Genomic DNA, 17,346 nt, shown 5'->3' on the forward strand with positions numbered 1-17,346 from the left:
AAGCCTCTTTTCACGATTTAATTTGAGCGTTTATAAAAAGGAGTTGCGACAGTTTGCGCCTTTACTTTTTTATTTCGAATTTCAACTTCTAATTCAGTTTCTAATTGAGCAAATTTTGCATCAATTAAAGCTAAACCAATGTTTCTCTTTGTTAATGGCGATTGGGTTCCTGTTGTGATCTCTCCGATTTCAATCCCATCTTTAAACACTTTATAGCCATGACGAGGAATCCCTTTGTCAACCATTTCAACACCGATAAGTTTTTGAGCAAGACCATTTTCCTTTTGGGAAATTAGAGCTTCTTTTCCGATAAAGTCACTTTCTTTTTGAAGCTTTACTGCAAAACCAATTCCAGCTTCAAGTGGTGAAATATCTTTTGAAAGCTCCTGGCCATATAAAGGAAGACATGCTTCAAAGCGTAAAGTATCACGAGCTCCTAATCCAGCTGGTACTACTCCCTTGTCTTTTCCTGCTTCTAAAATTTTTGTCCATAAATCAACGATTGCTTGAGGCTCACCGTAAAGTTCAAAACCATCTTCCCCTGTATAACCAGTACGCGAAAGTAATACTTGGTTTCCAGCAATCTGAGCGTTTTCTATAAATTTAAAATATTGCAAAGAGTTCAAGTCCACATCAGTTAAAGTTTGAAGTACTTCTACAGATAACGGACCCTGTAAGGCAATTTGTGCATATTCATTGGATTTGTTTATTACAGTAACATCACCTTGAACGTGTTTATTCATCCATTCAAAATCTTTTTCAATATTAGCTGCATTCACACACAATAAATATTTCTCATCTTCTAGTCGGTAAACTAATAGGTCATCAACAACTCCACCAGTTTCATAACACATCGCATTATATTGAGCTCCACCAATTTGAATTTTTGAAATATCATTAGTTAATAAAAATTGTAAGTATGTTAATGCATCTTTGCCTTCTACAATAATTTCTCCCATATGGGATACATCGAAAAGGCCAGCACGGTGACGAACAGCATCATGCTCTTCTTTAATGGAAGAGAATTGGACCGGTAGATCCCAACCTCCAAAATCAATTGTTTTCCCGCCGTAGTTTGCATACTCACAAAAAAGTGGCGTTCGTTTTAATTCATTTCCCATTCTTGGTCCCCCTAATATTATCCATAATTTTGCACATTGGAAAACACATCTCAACTCAGAAGAGGTCGAGATTTTGACGCATTTTTGCCGGATATTCTTTAAAACCCTTTCTTATCCGCAAAAAAAGGACAGACGAATCCTCTAGTTACTTGAGGAATCCCCTGTCCTTGCACCTGAAAGTTACACCAAATCACTCTTAGTAATTCGAATTAAAATTGGCTTTCCCCTTTGGTGGCTGATTCAAACAAGCTGAAAACAGCACTCTCCAGAGATGCGTCCTGTACGAGTCTTTTTGCCTGAGAGATTCATAGCTCTTCACTACTTGCTCCTTCGGCGACGCTTTTCACGTTCTCTCCCCGCACAATCATCCGCGCGATATTCTAAATTCAATGTACTAAATATAACATCTCTTGGCTATATCCTAACATTGGTGGTCATGAAAAGGCAATCTTTTTTTAAATTAAGTTTAAAAACGAACATTCTAAATAAAAAATACAATTATCATTCGCCTTTTAAACGATTCACCTGAAAGCCTATATATTCAACAATTTGACGTAGAGTTCGACTTTCAGTCAATACTCGAATATGACCACAAGCTCTATAGAACTTTCTTCTCGTTTGATACAATTGCTCTAACTCTTGTTTAGTAGAACGTTGTACGATTGGTCGATTTTTATCATTTTTAATACGCACATATATATCTTCGAATGTTGCATCTAAAAAAAAGACCAATCCGGAACGACGCATGATATTACGGTTTTCTTCGCTCATTGCTACTCCGCCACCAGTTGCAATAATACATGCTTCGTCTCGGAAGTTAAGAAGAAATTCTCTTTCTAATGTTCTAAAATGAGCTTCTCCATACACCTCGAATATTTCGGGAATTGACATTCCTTGTTGCCGAACAATCTCATGATCCATGTCGTAATATGGCAGTCTTAAAAAATAACTTAGCCTTCGTCCGATAGCGCTCTTACCACATCCCATGAAGCCTACTAAATATATTTTTCGCATGCTATCACCTTCTTTGACTCTCCAAAATCTATCTACTACTTACTACCAATTTCCCTCAGTAGGTTTATCGTAGCACGAACATTGGCGAATTCCAATGAATTATACACTTTTATTTGTGATTCGTACGATAAACAATAGAAAGTAATAAAAGAAGTTGTGACAAATAACAACATGATAGCAAGTGCAAAAGTTGCTCCACTTTCATTGCGTAATTTTTTGAACAAAAAACCTCCTCTCCTTTTCTACCCCATTGTTAAAAATAACTGATAACGTGAGAAATTGACCATCCCAATTAAACAAAGCACTGCGAACTCCGATTAATAATGGAGTATTACCTTGATTGTTTATAATTAATCTAAGCACATCGCCACTTCGATTTATTTTTTTTACATCATTTATATAAAATACATCTACTGTTTTGGAGTCATTTGATAATTTAATCTCTTTAACATTTACTAAAGATTGTTGAAAGTCGTACACAAAGAATTCCCAAGCTGTATCTTCATTTGTAAAATAGGTTGTATTCATTTGCTGTATCCAAAAAAGGACGACTAATAATATTTGAGCGAGGATCACAAATACACTAAAGGAAAAAAGCGCTTCAAGCAGGGTATATCCCTGACTATTATGAACTACTCTCCATTTCGATTGATGCATTTCACTTGTTCTCCACTTAAGTTTTTAAATTGAACACAAATTTGATCTCCATCAAATTTCCACTGATAGTCATTACCTTCAATTGTTTTTGTACCAGTTAGAGTTAAGGATTCCCTAATCAGCTTTACAGCCTCAAGAGCTGTTTCTGAAGCATGCAGTTCAACTTTTTCATTATACAATGTAGTTTTCAATCGGTAGCTTAGTGGAAGCAATGAACTGGTTATGATTAAAACGATAGCTACCGATAATAATGTCTCAACAAATGCTATTCCTCTACAATTCAACTAGCCTCATCCGTCCTTCTTTGATATAAATAATCAAATTCGCATCTCCAAAAGGTGTGTGAAACCGAATAGTCCCAAAATTAGAAACATCACCATTTGGATAGACCATAAAATATTTTAAATTGCTAGTCACGTCTAACTTAATGTTTTGAGGGAAATCTCTTTCAAATATTATTTCTCCTGAGAAGATGCCGTACCCTTTATAATGATTATTATATAATTGGATATTAAACGGCTCATTTTTCGCTATTGCTAGTGCTTGAATTTCTTGAATATCTAACATCACCTGCTCAAAAAATTGATCAACTACACGCCGTTCTGAAAGTGAAAGGGTTATTTGAAAAACGATAGAACTTATTAGAAGAACGATAGAAAGCACAAGAAGCATTTCAATCAGTGTAAATCCATTACTATTTTTCATCACTTCTCTATGCAACTTAACTTCCATCTGAACCTTCAGTGGTAGTTCGTTTTACTGCTATTACATTTCCGTCACTTTGTATCTCGATCAAGTCGCCGTTTGGACATTCAGTTGCTTGATCATTCTTTAAGTAACCATCTGTTTTAAGCTGTGTTAAAGTGGGCAATGACTGGTTATCAATTTTGTAGGCTTCTACCTGTCCCTGCACCATTTTTAAATACGCTTCACAACCTTTGTTATCAATCGTTGTAAAGTGTTTTGTAACATTTGGTATCGTTACTAGTATTAGGATCGAAATGATCAGAAGTACGATTAACATTTCTATTAAAGTGAACCCGGATTGCAGGTTTTTCTTTTTAACAGAGGAACCAACATTTTTAGCATCCTTCAATTCAATGAAAGTAAATCCATTTTCAGTCTTTCTTTTCAACAAATACACGCTCCTATTAGATTATTTCAATTAGTTCATACATTGGCAGTAAGATACTTAGATAGGCAGCAATAATACTTAAAGCAATGATGATAAAGAAAATCGGTTGTACAATCGAGACGCCTTTTTTAATAAAAAACTGTAACTTCTCTTCAATTAACTCGCTATAAATTAGTAGTTGTCTGCCTAGATAACCACTTTTTTCTCCATGCTTAATAAACTCATCAAATTTTGCTGAAAACCACCCTAAATTATGGACAGCAGTGGAAAGTGATTCTCCGAATATTACTTGGGTCTCAATTTTCTCTGACACGTAGGCGAGAATTTTATTTAGTTGTTGGTCTTGTAAAATAGTTAATGCCTGTTGTAGTGAGAATCCAACTATTAAAAGCTCTCCCAATGTTCTGGCCAGTTGATTTGTGATATTTAGTTTATAGAAATAATTGATAATCGGAATTTTTAACATGATTGATAATTGTTTTTGAACATGTTGTTTTTTGATATAAATAATAAAAGTGGTTAAGAGGAGTATTGTAGATACTAAAATCAGACAAAAGATATCTGGAAGATGAAGGAAAATTGATGATATAAATACCGTTGCATTATTGGTTGCATCAGTTCTAGTATTTAGAATTTGTGTAATATTGGGCAAAAAGTATGTGCGAAAAGCGAGAAAGATACTCACCAGAAAAATACTCAGGAATATAGGATAACTTAGCAAGTTAATTAGTTTTTTTCTCATTTTCTCGTTAAAGTCCATTTGTTTGGAAATTGTTTGTAAGCTTTGAGCAAGCTTCCCACTTTCCTCTGAAATCTTTATAGCAACCAAAAAATGCTTGGGAATTAAAAAGCACTCCAAAATTTCTGTTGAACCTTCTCCATTCTTTAATTTTTCTAAAATTATTTTACGCCATGCTGCTGGATCGTCGACATGGTAAGGTAATAGCATATCAATCGAATCAGAGAAAGTATACCCCTCATTTAACAATGTGCTTATTCGATTTAAGAAAGAGGGAAGCTGATGCACTTTCATACTTTTGTTAGCATAGAATGAGGAGTTTTTTATATTACGAAGTCGTTGGAGCATTTCTTTTTCTCACCTCAAAAGAAGCTTTCTGACTAGCTAATCTTTCTGAATGTGGCAAAACATATTGTTCTCCTCTCATGGTTGCCGCAATCGCATCTACTAAGTTTAAATCGCTCAGAATTTCGTATATGGCTTTTCTCTCCTCTGCTTCAACTTGTACTAGACATTGGGCAACAATTCCAATCAAGGCTTGTCTAATTTCCTCGAGTGAAATATTTAAATCTAATAGACGATAAATACAATTAACTGTGTCCTTTGCATGTATTGTTGAAAGTACTAAGTGACCTGTAAGAGCTGCCTCAATGGCAATTTCAGCCGTTTCTCGATCCCTGATTTCACCAATCATAATAACATCAGGGGAATGGCGCAGAATGGCCTTTAACCCTGCTGCATATGTGACACCTGCACGTTCGTTTACTTGAATTTGCAATAAATTAGTTTGGTTACTCTCCACGGGGTCCTCAAGTGAGATAACGTGACGAGCAAGCATTTCACTTGTGTAGTTAATTAGCGAATATAAAGAGGTTGTTTTCCCCGATCCAGTCGCACCACAAAAAAGTAGTAATCCTTGGCGGCTTGAAACCAGTTGAACTAATTTTTTTGCAGAGTTTGTATTTAAGCTGATGGATGAGATTGGAAGGCGAGCGTTTTGAAGAAGTATTCGAATGACCAGACTCTCTCTTTTGAAAATTGAGGGTAATGTAGACACGCGAAATGCGTATAATTGCTTTAAAATTTCCTGCTGGAAAGAACCGCTTTGGGGTTTTCTCTTTTCACTAATATCCAGAGAAGATAAAAATTTAAAATAAGAAATAATTCTATCCCCTAATTCATTTGGTAAATTACTCGTTGGAAATAGTTTTCCATATTTTCTAAAATGGATTGAATAACTATCTTGCCCGGGAACTATATGAATATCAGATGCGCCGAAGTGAAGTGCCTTTAATAATAATTGAACACTCTTATTCTCAACTACCGATTCTATCTCCAAGGTTGCACCTCCTTTTAAGGTATACTAGCTGACCGCATTTATTAATGCCAGTATAGCTTGAGACAATTAAATAGAAAACCCTTTTAGCCAAAATAAAATTTTAGGTTCCCAAAATTCAATGAAATAAAATTTTTCGCTTTTAATACATATAAAAAACAAAACAACCGAAATATTGAAATTTGCTGTATTTGTAATATTTGATTTACAAATAATCTATCTATTCTATATTAGAAAAGTTACAATTAAACTGTAAGAAAAGTAAAAAATTAGCAGAGAGGTGATTTCATGATTCATCCTTTAAAAATAACAAGTACTTTATCAGATGAAACACGATACCAGATCTATGAGTACATGCTTCAACAAAAAAAATCCTTTACAGTGCAAGCGATTGCAGAACAATTTAGTATACATCCAAATGTAGCCAGACTCCACTTAACGAAGCTTACAGAAATTAATTTAATCTCAGCTTATTTTGTCAAATCAGGTAAAGGTGGCAGACCGGGTCGTGAATACAAAGCTTCGGAAGATGGGATAGAATTAAGCTTCCCTAAAAGAGAGGCTAGTCGTTTGATTAAATGGACAATGCAACTAATAGAACAACTCGGACCTGAAGCTATAGAGACAGCAAAAAAGATTAGTTATGGCGATGGTTATAACCAAATGAAAGAAATGATTGCAAATGAAAAAGGCTTGTCACTAAACACATTTAATGAAAAAGTAATCCTTTTAACAAATGCCTCCGCATTGATTGGATACATACCTGAAATTATCGAGACCGCTGAAGGTAAAAAAATAATCTTTTCAATTTATAATTGTCCGTTTAAAAAACAATTATCTACAGATAATGAGATTGTATGTATTTTACATGAATCGTACTTAGCTGGCCAAATCGATGTTCTTTTTCCTCAGAATGAGTTTGTTCAGGTAGAGAGTATGATTCATGATTGTGAAAATTGTAAATACGAAATAGAGATACTAAAAAACGTTCTCTAGTATTTTCTACTCTATTGTCACAAACTAAATATAAGTTGGAGTTTACATTATAGTTTCAAATCATTTATAATAAAAGATGATATTATTGTGTCGTTTGGCAAAAGGAGGGATACTTCATGAGTAACATGTATAAAGTTATGGCTTTCTGGACTGGTGTTTTTGCCGTTATGTTCTACCTTGGTGATATGTACGAGGTTTCGCTATTATTCGTTGGTAATACAATTTTATTCTTATTATTAGGCTTCTTAAACCTAACAGAACGCATGTACATGTACATTTTCGGAGCTTATTTAACAATATTCTTCGCAGGGTTTACGTACTACACTACGTTTATCCATGTACCAGGTGCAGGCCACTAATAAATGACACCAACTGTTTATTCAGTTGGTGTTTTTTATTTATAAAATTAATAAAACGATTCAAACTAAGTTGAATCGTTCAGAAGATCTCTTTTAACATTGGTTACATGTCTAGCTCTTTAGCACAGGAAAACAAAACGAACTGCTAACGTTTTCCCTTGTACCTTTTGTAGACAATCTATGCCCTCTTTTATTTGAAGTTAAAATAAACCTAAAATCCGTTTAAAAAAGGATTTGTATCCATTTCTTGCGTCGGAGTCGTATAGCTGCCATGTCCAGGGTAAATAATTGTATCCTCAGGTAACACAAGCAATTTCTCATGAATTGACTTAAGCAGCACCTCGTGAGAGCCACCTATTAAATCAGTTCTTCCAACACTACCTTGGAATAATGTATCACCTACTATAGCAAAACCATCCTCTTCAAAAATGTAGGAAATACTCCCCGGAGAATGACCTGGTGTAAAAACGGCTTTAAAACTAACATTTAGTATATCAAATGATTGTTCCTTGCGAATGATATGCTCTTCTTCAGGTCTCTTAACAATATAATCAGGAAGCTCTGCATATTTTCCAGAACCATTCTTCATTGGATCACCAAGCCAAGCAACTTCCTTTTCATGGATATACAATGGAACATTAAACAACTCTCTTAGTTCATCTACAGCGCCAATATGATCGAAATGTGCATGCGTTAAGAAAATTGCGATTGGCTTTAACTGATTCGAACGAAGCACTTTAATTATTTTTGAAGATTCTTCTCCAGGGTCGAATAGTATGCAGTCTTTTTGCTTATTACTAACTATATAACAATTTGTTTGAATAGGTCCTAAACTATACGTTTTAACATTTAACATTGGAATCACCTCTCGATTATTATACATGGATTAGAAGAAAATTACATTCTGGAGCCAAGTAACTAGATTATTTCTTCTCGACAAACGGGATAAGGTGATTTACAATAAAGAAGGAATATTGTTTATCGACATGCATGTTTACATGTCGAAAGGAGTGTCTATTTTAATGAACTTATTAATGGTTATTTTCGCTTTAGTTGCAATTTTCGCAGTAGTAAACTTCTTCCAAGCAATTAAAGAAAAGAATGTTCTTTCTTTAGTTTTCAGCTTAGCTACTGCAGCAATTTTTGGTTGGTTTGTAGTAATGACAGTATTAAATCAAGGCTACCCACCACAACTACATCACTAAGATAAAAACGAGGTATCTAATAGATGCCTCGTTTTTTCTTTCCTTCCATTCAGCCTTTACAACTACAAAAAGAAAGGGTTATCTCTTAAGATGAGATAACCCTTTGCTTTATTCTTCTACTTCCAATGCATCTTGCAGTAAATTACCAGTTGTTTCATCATAAAAACGCAATAAGTCGCCATTAATGATTTCATCGGAGTATTCTAACTCAACTAAAGAACGATCAATATAAGGCTGACACGCTTCAATATCTGTTTGTTCACCTGTGTTTCGATCGTAACATAGATCACCAGCGTAAACTAGTTCGTCTGTAACAAATCGACCATCACGGAAAATAACGAAGTCCTCATGCTCTTCTGAGAAAAGATCTGCCCCTAACTGCATGTCATTCGACGTTTCAATCCCTAATAAATGCAACAATGTAGGACGTAGGTCAATTTGACCGGAAGCTTCATCAATTACTTCCCCATCACCTGAACCAGGAACGTGGATAAATAAAGGTACAGACTGAAGTAAAGCACTATCATAAGCAGTTATTTCTTCTTTTTCTAAATACATTGCCATTGCTTTATTGTGATTTTCAGAAATTCCATAATGATCGCCATACATCACGATAATGGAATTATCATAGAGACCTGATTTTTTTAGCTCATCAAAGAGTACTCTAATCGATTCGTCTAAATAACGAACTGTTTGGAAATAACGATTTAGCGTACCTGAATTTGAATTATATTCTGGAATCATAATATCTTCTTCATCTAAAGTGAAAGGATAGTGATTTGTTAATGTAATCATTTTTGAGTAGAATGGCTGTTCCATTTCATTCATTAAGCTGACCGATTGTTCCATGAATGGGATATCTTTTAGACCCCAGTTCACTGAATTCTCATCCGTTACATCATATGATTCAATGTCATAGTACTTATCGATATTAAATGCCTCATAGATTTCATTACGATTCCAAAACGATGAATTGTTCGAATGCATTACGTTTGTATAGTAGCCGTTTTCACCTAATTTTTCAGACATCGTATTGTACGTATTGCCACCATGGGTAAAGAATACCGCTCCACGTCCTAATCCAAATAGCGAATTCTCCACGATGAACTCAGAATCGCTTGTTTTACCTAACCCTGTTTGGTGATAGAAATCATTAAAATAATAGGTATCTTTATCATTTGTTAAGGAATTTAAAAACGGAGTTACCACTTGCCCGTTCATCTCATTATTAATAACAAAGTTCTGTAATGACTCTAATTGAACAATGATTAAGTTACGTCCTTTATACTTTCCGAACATTTCCGCATTGACAGTCGCTTGGTTCGCCTGCACATAGTTATCTACTTCCACCAATTCACTGCCATCTGCTAATGCACGCTGTGCACTGGATTTCGATTGTACATAGATATCATACAAATGGTAGTTGTAAGTACCGATATTTTTCACAAGTAACTCACGGTCGAAAGCACGTGTTAAAAGCTCTGGACGCTCTGTTTCGGCCAACCCTAAATTTAAGAAGACCATAGCCATCGAAAGAACAAAATAAGCACGTCGCAATTCGATTTTCACTGGTGTGATTCCTTCAACTTTTGGAATAAATTTAACGGCAATAAGTAAGACAATTACATCTGCAAAGTAAAGAATATCAGTTAGGCTGATAATATCCGCAACTGAATTCCCTAAATCTCCGAAATTACTAGTCTGGAACAATACAGCAAATGTAATAAAATCATTATAGAATCGATAGAAACCAACGTTTGCAAATAGAACGATTGCTAAAAATATACTAACAGTAACTAAATAGCGGTTTCGAACCTTGGCTGTTTTAAAAAATAATGAAATCCCATATGCAAATAAGATAAAGCTTAATGGATTAATAATTAAAATCAACTCTTGCATTGCATTTTCAATGTCGAGCTCGAAGCTTGTATGGTACACAATCACAGTTTTAAGCCAAGTCGCAAAAATAGCTATCGCTAATATCGAATGTTTAGGCCATTTAAAAGATTTCATTCCAAAACATCCTTTCCTACAAAATTTATATATTCATGAAATACATTTCTGGTGAAATGAAATTTACAATAAATCAACAAAGGATAATAATAAACAAACTTTATCTTAATCTTTTTAACTTTATTTAGCAATACTCAGTAACGAAAAACTGTTCGACAGAATGTTACATAAAACAACGAATTTGGTGACAAATATAATAATACTCTAAGAATAATTACGTTACATTTACAAAAAGGTTTCCAAATGAAAACAGTGGAATAAAATCCACTGTTGGTTCATTTCATTTACTTATCATCTACTTAACATTTATTAACAAATATAGCTTGTTTCAAACATAAAAATTAAAATTTTCCAATATATTCAATAGTTCACAAATGAACCTCGGGACTATTGGCTATTTTTTTCTTGTTTTTCTATTCTAGACGTTTCTTGCCTTAAGATTAACATTGCGCTCTGGAAATCTCTTGGCTCTAGTACTTTGGCTTTATATAGCTCACGAATTTCGTCCTCCATCAAAAGGACATCGCCCAAACGATCTCTTGTATAAATAAAGGTTCCGTATTGTTTTAATAAGTCATAAATATCTTTCATGGATTTCATACGTCAGACTCCTTTCGATTTTTCGAACAATCGATTCTTCCTGATTCAGTAATTATTACATCTACTGGTATATCAAAGCTTTCTTTTGGCACACTTTCCCTCAATTGAATATTGAAAGCGACGGAGATCAACATTCCATCAAATTGAGTCAAATACCGATCATAATAACCTCCGCCATACCCAATTCGATACCCTTTTTTATCAAAGACGATTCCTGGCACGATTATACTATCTATATTTTCACGAGGTACAAGCTGAGTACATTCTGGCTTCGGTTCCTGTAAATCCATATATACGTTTTCGAGTTGATTAAAATTCTTTATTTCATAGAATTCCATAGAACGATCTTTCGGATTGCACTTTGGTACTACTACCTTTTTCTTAAGGTCCCAAAGTGTTCTAATAATTTCTATAGTATCAACTTCCTGCTTATTGGATATCGTGATAGCAATCGTCTTCCCTTTTATAATAGAAGGCTCTCTAAATAAATTTTCCTTTATATGTAGAGATGAAAGTCCAAACTGCTGAGCGTCCATTACTTGTAAGGAGTATCTAACTTGATTTCTTATATCCTTTTTACTCAATTCAAATCATTCCTTAAAAAGATTGGTTAATTATTATAATTAAAAAGCCAAAACCACAAGTGGTTTTGGCAATAATGCTTACTTAGTTTCACGGTGAAGAGTGTATTTCTTCTCGCGAGAGCAATATTTTTTAAGTTCAAGACGCTCTGGATTGTTACGTTTGTTCTTTTTAGAAATGTAGTTACGTTCGCCACAATCTGTGCAAGCTAAAGTAATGTTTACGCGCATTATTAACCCTCCCACTCTATATCAAGACTTGTATTACATTTGAGCATGATTTATACGACTAAATCATTATAACATAAACTGAAAAAAAATCTAGCATGATTTATTATTAACTTTTCTTATGATAAAATAACGTAAAATGCCATTCAACGGAGGAAACAAAGTGGAATTCTCAACAATTTTAATGGTCATCGGTATTTTATGTATCGTTGTATCCCTTTTCCTAAAAGATACTTCAAAAAAGTTGGAGCAAGATTTCGAAGACTTTTCCATTAGTATCTATCAAGAAACAAATTCGTTAAAAAAGCGATTGAAAATTATAGAAGAAGAGTTACTTCTAGAACCAAATTTTAATGTAAAACCAAAAACTTCAAGTAAAAAAACAATTCAAGCTTATAAACAAGCAGCACAGGCCACACAATCAAAACAAGCAAGTTCAACTAATAACTCGCAGCAAATTAACGAAATACTAGTTAGTCAAGTAATCCAACTAAATAAGCAAGGCTATCCTGTTGAAGAAATCAGTAAAATGTCTACATTATCGAAAGAGCAGATTATTTCGATATTAAACAATGGTGGCCACCGATGAAAAAATCAGCTTTACGTGCTTTTGGGCTTGCTTGCTTCATAATTGGCTTGTTACTTACTTTCTCAGAAAAAATCAGCATTCCTTTTATTTCTTCAACAGATACAAAAACGGAAGAACAGTATAACACTAAGATTTATCAATTAGAACAACAGTTAAAAGCTGCAAATGAACAAATTGCATCCCTAGAACAAAAAGATCAACCGGAGCAGTCTTCAAATGAAGTTGTATCAGAGGACAAACCTTCTAACGCAGATACGAATAAATCAGAAGAAACAGTTACCGAACCAGTGACAACATATCAGGAAGTTTTGGACACTCTTTATATATACGCTGGTTTAACTCCCGCAGAGGTAGCCCAAAAATTAAAAGACATGAAGATTATTAATAACAGTGTTGAAATGGAGTTATTTTTAGCACAGCCCGAGTACGCTACTTCCATTCAAAAGGGACAATTCGAATTAAATTCCTCCATGTCTATAGAAGAAATCGCTAATATTATTACGGGAAAATCACAATAAGAATAATTTAAGGGAAGACTTATTTACACACAAAACAGTCTTCCCTTCTACTACAATCTAAGTAATGCACAATTGACTTTATTTCCGAAAATATTCATATATATATTCTTCAAGCAATTTTGTAGCCGCACTTTTAAAATGATTACTTATATATGCTAAACCGATTTCACGTTTACAATTGGCAGCATTCACTTTCAACAGTCGAATTTTATACTGTTCTAGCCCCTTGATATATGGAATCAACGATACTCCCAAGCCACTTTCGACCAAACCAGCAATTGTATGAACCTCTTCGCCCTCAAAGGCTACATTCAATAGATAACCTTCTTGTTTATACAAATCATCAACAGATTTACGCAATGTATTTCCCTTCTTTATAGAGATAAAGGGTTCTTTAGCGAAATCTTTTAGGTTCACTTGTTCTTTAAGGGCAAGATTGTGATTTTCTGGAACAATTAAAAAGAGCTCTTCTTCCCATAGTTTCACCCAGATCAAATCCTTATGCGTATCTAATGAAGATATCAAACATAAATCAAGTTCTCCAACTTCAAGCTTATGTAAGATGGTACTTGAATTACTTTGTGTGAGTTGAACTTTTAGTTGTGGATAGTCTTTTTGGACAGCAGCCATCAGCTGTGGAATCACTTCGAGTCCAAGTGTATGCATAAACCCTATAGATACAACACCTTGACCTGGTGAAACAAGATTTAACAGGTCCTCTCTCGCCATTTCATAGTCCTTCAGCATAGACTCTGCTCGCTCTAAAAAAAATCTGCCATAACGGTTTAATTTAATGGAGCGCCCGTTTCGGTCAAATAAAGTGACCCCTAAGTTTTCTTCCAATAGTGAAATGGATTTACTTAGAGCAGGTTGTGTTATATGTAACACCTCAGCAGCACGTGACATATTTTCATATTTTGCTACAAGGACAAAATATTGAAGCGAATTAAAATCCATTTTCCGGACTCCTTATTACTAAAATTTATAAGTCAGATAAAAACAATGAATTATCATTATATACCTTACTTCATTATAATAAATTAAAGTTCAAAAAACGTTAATTTTTGAAAAAGAGGCGTATCAGCATGAATTATTTACAAAAAGGGACGAAAGAATTTATAACAGCTATTCTGGCTTTATTTACAGCGGGCTTTATTACCTTTGCTAACCTTTATATTACTCAGCCATTATTTCCACAATTTACGAAAGAGTTTGGTGTTTCCCCAGCTACAGCGAGTCTTTCTCTCTCCCTTTCTACTGGTGTATTGTCTGTTACCTTAATATTGTTTGGGTCGTTATCAGAAGCCTGGGGACGCAAAAGGCTAATGACCATATCCATTTTCGCAGCTTCATTTCTAACAGTATTACTTGCCTTTGCCCCGACCTTCGAATCCCTATTACTTTTACGCATGCTTCAAGGGTTTGTTTTTGCGGGAGTTCCTGCAATAGCAATGGCCTATTTAGGGGAAGAAATGGACCCAAAAAGTCTCGGAGTGGCAATGGGACTTTATATTAGTGGAAATTCGATTGGCGGGTTATCCGGGAGAATAATTATGGGGACCATTTCCGATCATTTCAGCTGGCAAGCCGGTATGGTTTTCACAGGATTACTAAGTTTGCTAATATGTCTCTATTTCGTTTGGGCGCTACCAGCTTCAAAGCATTTTACTCCTAGAAGGCTTGAAGTTAAAGCATTAACAAAATCATTATATTATCATCTAAAAGACCCAGGTTTACTTTGTTTGTTTGGAATTTCTTTTACATTAATGGGCGGGTTCGTCACACTTTACAATTATATTAGCTATAAGTTACTCGACTCCCCGTATAATTTAAGTAGTACAGTAGTTGGATGGATTTTTCTCGTCTATTTAGTAGGAACATTCAGTTCAACTTGGTTCGGTAGTCTTTCCGATAAATTCGGTCGCTCAAAAGTACTGCTCACCGGCATTCTCATTATGTTTACCGGTGCAATACTGACCTTACCCGTGAATCTATTTGTCAAAATTGCAGGAATGATCATCTTTACATTCGGTTTTTTTGGATCACATTCCATTGCAAGTGGCTGGGTAAGTTATCGTGCGAAAAAGGATAAAGCACAAGCATCCTCTCTTTATCTGTTTGCCTATTATTTCGGATCAAGTATTGGTGGAACAGCCGGTGGATTCTTCTGGTCAAAGTGGGGATGGAGTGGTGTCATTGCATTTATCAGTGCTTGTTTAGTTACAACTTTTACTCTAGCTGTTACACTAGTAGTAGTGAATCGAAAAGTTGAAAGACTTGAGAATCACGCACATCTGCTCAGGAAAGAAGGATTACAATGAACATTTATGACTTTGATGTAAGAGATGAAAATGGGGAACCGTATTCACTAAAAAAATTCGAAGGTAAGGTCCTACTCATTGTAAACACCGCAACAAAATGCGGATTAGCTGGCCAATTTAACGAGTTGGAGGAACTTTATAAGAAGTATCATGATCAAGGTTTTGAAATACTTGGCTTCCCTTCTGATCAATTCAAACAAGAATTAAGTACGGGAAATGAAGCAGCTGAAGCTTGTCGACTTACATATGGTGTTTCTTTCCCAATGCACGAACTCGTTAAAGTAAATGGTGAGAATGCACATCCCCTCTTCAAACATCTAACGGAAGAAACAAAAGGAATTTTAGGTAAAAATGTAAAATGGAATTTTACCAAATTTTTAGTTGATCGTGATGGTAATGTCGTAAAACGCTTTGCCCCAACAGACAAACCTTCAAAATTTGAAACAGAAATCGCAAAATATTTATAATGATAAAAGGACGCTAAATTGCGTCCTTTTTGTTTACCATAAGGGTTCGTCCTTTTTTGAAAAACTAGTAGTAAAATTGATAATGTAAAAATTGAAAAATAATCCAACAAGTATGAACGAAAAAATCATAATCTGGAAAGGTATTCCTAAAAACCCTAAACCATAATGACTAACAAGTGGTAGCCAAATAAAGACAATAGATTTCTTTTTTGAATGTTGACTCTGGTAGATATTCTCATTACATTGAATACATTTCAAACTGTAAGGTGCCCATGTCATTTTAAAAAGCTCTTTTCGTGAAAATTGATGTCTACAGTGCGGACAAGAAGCTCGATCTAATCCTCGAATTATCCATAATGAAACCAGGCAATTAAGCATCATTACAAAAAACACCGTTAAATATTTTATAATAGTTAATGATGAATAAAAAATGCCCATTCCAATTACAATGCAAATTAATCCCTGGATTATTAAATTGCGCGGTAAAGTAGTTAAGTATTTAGTCATAATTCTAGTTAAAAGAACCGCTTCCCAACGTTTTGTATTCTTAATGACTCTAAAAAACAAAAGAACCGTGACTATCTCTAGTATAATTGCACCAAGCATCCAATAATTCTTTTCAGTAAAGATAAGCTCTCTTAACCCAAACTCGTTATTTATTTGCTGATTAGAAGTTACCATTAAACCAAATGGGACATTTTGAATAGAAATTAGGAGCAAAAATGCAACTCCTACTACAAAAGAGGTTAACACCATTGGATAAATCCATTTTCCCCTTGTTGTACGTTCACCCTCCTGGGATATCACCTTTTCAATTAGCTCCGTTTTCATATCCTTACTCAGATATATACCTGAATCTATTTCACTTTTCCATGCCTCTTTAAATAGTCTCTCCATTTTCATCGACTAGCACCTCCCATTCATAATCTTGAAGCTTGTCTCTTAACTCACTTCTAGCTTTTTGTAGCCTGGATTTTATAGTTGATTGGGGAATATTTAATACTTCTGCAATTTCCTTTATTGTATGCTCAGAGTAGTAATACAAAAAAATAACTTCTCGAAGCTTTACTTTTAATGAAAGAACAGCACGCGTAATTTCTAATTTCTCTTCCTGTTCAATGATACGCTTCTCTACACTCTTCGTTTTTCCTTTTGTAAAGATTCTATCTAATACAAGGTCACCTTTGTTTTTCCAGCTCCTTAAGTAATCATAACTACGATGGATGGTGATTTTCGTTAAGTACGTTTTGAGGGATGCCTCTCCTCTAAACTGCTCTTGCTTTCTGTAATATGTAAAAATTACATCTTGGATTATTTCTTGTGCAATTCGTTCATCCTTTACATATGTATAAGCAATACGGAGTAAGTAATCACCATATTGGTCAACTACTTCTTTTATATGTTTTTGCAAGGTGTTCACTCCTCTCTATTATTTAGACGCAAGTTTCCCTCAATTGGACGAAAAAA

Annotated in this window: 23 protein-coding genes and 1 riboswitch; of the genes, 7 read left to right on the plus strand and 16 right to left on the minus strand. The window is 34.5% G+C overall.

Features of this window, described 5'->3' with window-relative positions; translation table 11 throughout:
- Positions 1-17: 17 nt before the first annotated feature.
- From gcvT to comGA, 8 genes are all read right to left on the minus strand, one after another.
- Positions 18-1,121, minus strand: coding sequence for a glycine cleavage system aminomethyltransferase GcvT (gene gcvT, locus C1N55_RS11915; RefSeq protein ID WP_137729034.1), 1,104 nt, complete (start codon positions 1,119-1,121; stop codon positions 18-20).
- 274 nt (positions 1,122-1,395) lie between these two features.
- Positions 1,396-1,489, minus strand: a riboswitch (glycine riboswitch).
- Positions 1,490-1,622: 133 nt separating this feature from the next.
- Positions 1,623-2,135 (minus strand): shikimate kinase, encoded by a 513-nt coding sequence (locus tag C1N55_RS11920; protein ID WP_137729035.1) that lies wholly within the window; start codon positions 2,133-2,135, stop codon positions 1,623-1,625.
- A gap of 201 nt (positions 2,136-2,336) precedes the next feature.
- A complete protein-coding gene (locus C1N55_RS11930; protein WP_137729037.1) occupies positions 2,337-2,792 on the minus strand; it encodes a ComGF family competence protein in 456 nt (151 codons plus the stop codon).
- Complete coding sequence (locus tag C1N55_RS11935; protein ID WP_137729038.1) at positions 2,768-3,076, minus strand: hypothetical protein; 309 nt, start codon at positions 3,074-3,076, stop codon at positions 2,768-2,770. The genes C1N55_RS11930 and C1N55_RS11935 overlap by 25 nt, the downstream gene beginning before the upstream one ends.
- On the minus strand, positions 3,066-3,524 hold the full coding sequence (gene comGD, locus C1N55_RS11940) for a competence type IV pilus minor pilin ComGD (protein WP_137729039.1): 459 nt from the start codon (positions 3,522-3,524) through the stop codon (positions 3,066-3,068). Before comGD ends, C1N55_RS11935 begins: the two co-directional genes overlap by 11 nt.
- Complete coding sequence (gene comGC / locus C1N55_RS11945; RefSeq protein ID WP_370452521.1) at positions 3,514-3,930, minus strand: competence type IV pilus major pilin ComGC; 417 nt, start codon at positions 3,928-3,930, stop codon at positions 3,514-3,516. The genes comGD and comGC overlap by 11 nt, the downstream gene beginning before the upstream one ends.
- A gap of 13 nt (positions 3,931-3,943) precedes the next feature.
- Entirely contained in the window at positions 3,944-5,014 is a 1,071-nt protein-coding gene (gene comGB / locus C1N55_RS11950) for a competence type IV pilus assembly protein ComGB (RefSeq protein WP_137729041.1), read from the minus strand.
- Complete coding sequence (gene comGA, locus C1N55_RS11955; protein ID WP_137729042.1) at positions 4,995-6,005, minus strand: competence type IV pilus ATPase ComGA; 1,011 nt, start codon at positions 6,003-6,005, stop codon at positions 4,995-4,997. Before comGA ends, comGB begins: the two co-directional genes overlap by 20 nt.
- Before the next feature lie 285 nt (positions 6,006-6,290).
- Between comGA and C1N55_RS11960 the strand changes: the two genes are divergently transcribed.
- Both C1N55_RS11960 and C1N55_RS11965 read left to right on the plus strand, forming a co-directional pair.
- Complete coding sequence (locus tag C1N55_RS11960; RefSeq protein WP_137729043.1) at positions 6,291-6,998, plus strand: helix-turn-helix transcriptional regulator; 708 nt, start codon at positions 6,291-6,293, stop codon at positions 6,996-6,998.
- A 116-nt stretch (positions 6,999-7,114) separates the two neighbouring features.
- Entirely contained in the window at positions 7,115-7,357 is a 243-nt protein-coding gene (locus C1N55_RS11965; protein ID WP_036201966.1) for a DUF2626 family protein, read from the plus strand.
- A gap of 211 nt (positions 7,358-7,568) precedes the next feature.
- On the opposite strand, the gene C1N55_RS11970 is transcribed toward C1N55_RS11965, so the two are convergent.
- The gene (locus tag C1N55_RS11970) at positions 7,569-8,213 is read right to left on the minus strand and encodes an MBL fold metallo-hydrolase (RefSeq protein WP_137729044.1); all 645 of its coding nucleotides are present in this window, start codon (positions 8,211-8,213) and stop codon (positions 7,569-7,571) included.
- Between the two features lie 166 nt (positions 8,214-8,379).
- Between C1N55_RS11970 and C1N55_RS11975 the strand changes: the two genes are divergently transcribed.
- Positions 8,380-8,562 carry a DUF2759 domain-containing protein gene (locus C1N55_RS11975; protein WP_137730633.1) on the plus strand — a complete coding sequence of 61 codons (183 nt, stop codon included), beginning with the start codon at positions 8,380-8,382 and terminating at the stop codon, positions 8,560-8,562.
- A 108-nt stretch (positions 8,563-8,670) separates the two neighbouring features.
- On the opposite strand, the gene C1N55_RS11980 is transcribed toward C1N55_RS11975, so the two are convergent.
- From C1N55_RS11980 to rpmG, 4 genes are all read right to left on the minus strand, one after another.
- The gene (locus C1N55_RS11980; RefSeq protein WP_137729045.1) at positions 8,671-10,575 is read right to left on the minus strand and encodes an LTA synthase family protein; all 1,905 of its coding nucleotides are present in this window, start codon (positions 10,573-10,575) and stop codon (positions 8,671-8,673) included.
- A gap of 387 nt (positions 10,576-10,962) precedes the next feature.
- The gene (locus C1N55_RS11985; protein ID WP_137729046.1) at positions 10,963-11,175 is read right to left on the minus strand and encodes a YqgQ family protein; all 213 of its coding nucleotides are present in this window, start codon (positions 11,173-11,175) and stop codon (positions 10,963-10,965) included.
- On the minus strand, positions 11,172-11,759 hold the full coding sequence (locus tag C1N55_RS11990) for a 5-formyltetrahydrofolate cyclo-ligase (RefSeq protein ID WP_137729047.1): 588 nt from the start codon (positions 11,757-11,759) through the stop codon (positions 11,172-11,174). The genes C1N55_RS11985 and C1N55_RS11990 overlap by 4 nt, the downstream gene beginning before the upstream one ends.
- A 78-nt stretch (positions 11,760-11,837) precedes the next feature.
- Positions 11,838-11,987, minus strand: a complete 150-nt coding sequence (gene rpmG, locus C1N55_RS11995) for a 50S ribosomal protein L33 (RefSeq protein ID WP_008408521.1) — start codon at positions 11,985-11,987, stop codon at positions 11,838-11,840.
- 160 nt (positions 11,988-12,147) lie between these two features.
- Between rpmG and C1N55_RS12000 the strand changes: the two genes are divergently transcribed.
- Positions 12,148-12,573 carry a hypothetical protein gene (locus C1N55_RS12000; protein WP_137729048.1) on the plus strand — a complete coding sequence of 142 codons (426 nt, stop codon included), beginning with the start codon at positions 12,148-12,150 and terminating at the stop codon, positions 12,571-12,573.
- Positions 12,570-13,091 carry an endolytic transglycosylase MltG gene (locus tag C1N55_RS12005; RefSeq protein WP_137729049.1) on the plus strand — a complete coding sequence of 174 codons (522 nt, stop codon included), beginning with the start codon at positions 12,570-12,572 and terminating at the stop codon, positions 13,089-13,091. The genes C1N55_RS12000 and C1N55_RS12005 overlap by 4 nt, the downstream gene beginning before the upstream one ends.
- 78 nt (positions 13,092-13,169) lie before the next feature.
- On the opposite strand, the gene C1N55_RS12010 is transcribed toward C1N55_RS12005, so the two are convergent.
- Entirely contained in the window at positions 13,170-14,048 is an 879-nt protein-coding gene (locus C1N55_RS12010; protein ID WP_137729050.1) for a LysR substrate-binding domain-containing protein, read from the minus strand.
- Between the two features lie 128 nt (positions 14,049-14,176).
- Between C1N55_RS12010 and C1N55_RS12015 the strand changes: the two genes are divergently transcribed.
- A complete protein-coding gene (locus C1N55_RS12015; RefSeq protein ID WP_137729051.1) occupies positions 14,177-15,412 on the plus strand; it encodes an MFS transporter in 1,236 nt (411 codons plus the stop codon).
- Positions 15,409-15,879 (plus strand): glutathione peroxidase, encoded by a 471-nt coding sequence (locus C1N55_RS12020; protein ID WP_137729052.1) that lies wholly within the window; start codon positions 15,409-15,411, stop codon positions 15,877-15,879. The genes C1N55_RS12015 and C1N55_RS12020 overlap by 4 nt, the downstream gene beginning before the upstream one ends.
- A 33-nt stretch (positions 15,880-15,912) precedes the next feature.
- On the opposite strand, the gene C1N55_RS12025 is transcribed toward C1N55_RS12020, so the two are convergent.
- A complete protein-coding gene (locus tag C1N55_RS12025; RefSeq protein WP_137729053.1) occupies positions 15,913-16,782 on the minus strand; it encodes a hypothetical protein in 870 nt (289 codons plus the stop codon).
- Positions 16,760-17,290 carry a sigma-70 family RNA polymerase sigma factor gene (locus C1N55_RS12030; RefSeq protein WP_240758285.1) on the minus strand — a complete coding sequence of 177 codons (531 nt, stop codon included), beginning with the start codon at positions 17,288-17,290 and terminating at the stop codon, positions 16,760-16,762. The genes C1N55_RS12025 and C1N55_RS12030 overlap by 23 nt, the downstream gene beginning before the upstream one ends.
- Between the last annotated feature and the right edge of the window lie 56 nt (positions 17,291-17,346).

The sequence above is a fragment of the Lysinibacillus sp. SGAir0095 genome (genome assembly GCF_005491425.1).
In the GTDB taxonomy this organism is placed as follows: Bacteria; Bacillota; Bacilli; order Bacillales_A; family Planococcaceae; genus Ureibacillus.

Bases quoted from the DNA above. Each gene is read 5' to 3' on its own strand.
- C1N55_RS11960 (WP_137729043.1), top strand. From the start codon at position 6,291: ATGATTCATCCTTTAAAAATAACAAGTACTTTATCAGATGAAACACGA.
- C1N55_RS11975 (WP_137730633.1), top strand. From the start codon at position 8,380: ATGAACTTATTAATGGTTATTTTCGCTTTAGTTGCAATTTTCGCAGTA.
- C1N55_RS12020 (WP_137729052.1), top strand. From the start codon at position 15,409: ATGAACATTTATGACTTTGATGTAAGAGATGAAAATGGGGAACCGTAT.
- C1N55_RS12015 (WP_137729051.1), top strand. From the start codon at position 14,177: ATGAATTATTTACAAAAAGGGACGAAAGAATTTATAACAGCTATTCTG.
- C1N55_RS11930 (WP_137729037.1), bottom strand. From the start codon at position 2,792: ATGCATCAATCGAAATGGAGAGTAGTTCATAATAGTCAGGGATATACC.
- C1N55_RS11985 (WP_137729046.1), bottom strand. From the start codon at position 11,175: ATGAAATCCATGAAAGATATTTATGACTTATTAAAACAATACGGAACC.
- C1N55_RS11965 (WP_036201966.1), top strand. From the start codon at position 7,115: ATGAGTAACATGTATAAAGTTATGGCTTTCTGGACTGGTGTTTTTGCC.
- gcvT (WP_137729034.1), bottom strand. From the start codon at position 1,121: ATGGGAAATGAATTAAAACGAACGCCACTTTTTTGTGAGTATGCAAAC.
- C1N55_RS11980 (WP_137729045.1), bottom strand. From the start codon at position 10,575: ATGAAATCTTTTAAATGGCCTAAACATTCGATATTAGCGATAGCTATT.
- comGB (WP_137729041.1), bottom strand. From the start codon at position 5,014: ATGCTCCAACGACTTCGTAATATAAAAAACTCCTCATTCTATGCTAAC.
- comGD (WP_137729039.1), bottom strand. From the start codon at position 3,524: ATGGAAGTTAAGTTGCATAGAGAAGTGATGAAAAATAGTAATGGATTT.
- C1N55_RS12005 (WP_137729049.1), top strand. From the start codon at position 12,570: ATGAAAAAATCAGCTTTACGTGCTTTTGGGCTTGCTTGCTTCATAATT.
- rpmG (WP_008408521.1), bottom strand. From the start codon at position 11,987: ATGCGCGTAAACATTACTTTAGCTTGCACAGATTGTGGCGAACGTAAC.
- C1N55_RS11970 (WP_137729044.1), bottom strand. From the start codon at position 8,213: ATGTTAAATGTTAAAACGTATAGTTTAGGACCTATTCAAACAAATTGT.
- C1N55_RS12010 (WP_137729050.1), bottom strand. From the start codon at position 14,048: ATGGATTTTAATTCGCTTCAATATTTTGTCCTTGTAGCAAAATATGAA.
- C1N55_RS11920 (WP_137729035.1), bottom strand. From the start codon at position 2,135: ATGCGAAAAATATATTTAGTAGGCTTCATGGGATGTGGTAAGAGCGCT.
- C1N55_RS12025 (WP_137729053.1), bottom strand. From the start codon at position 16,782: ATGAAAATGGAGAGACTATTTAAAGAGGCATGGAAAAGTGAAATAGAT.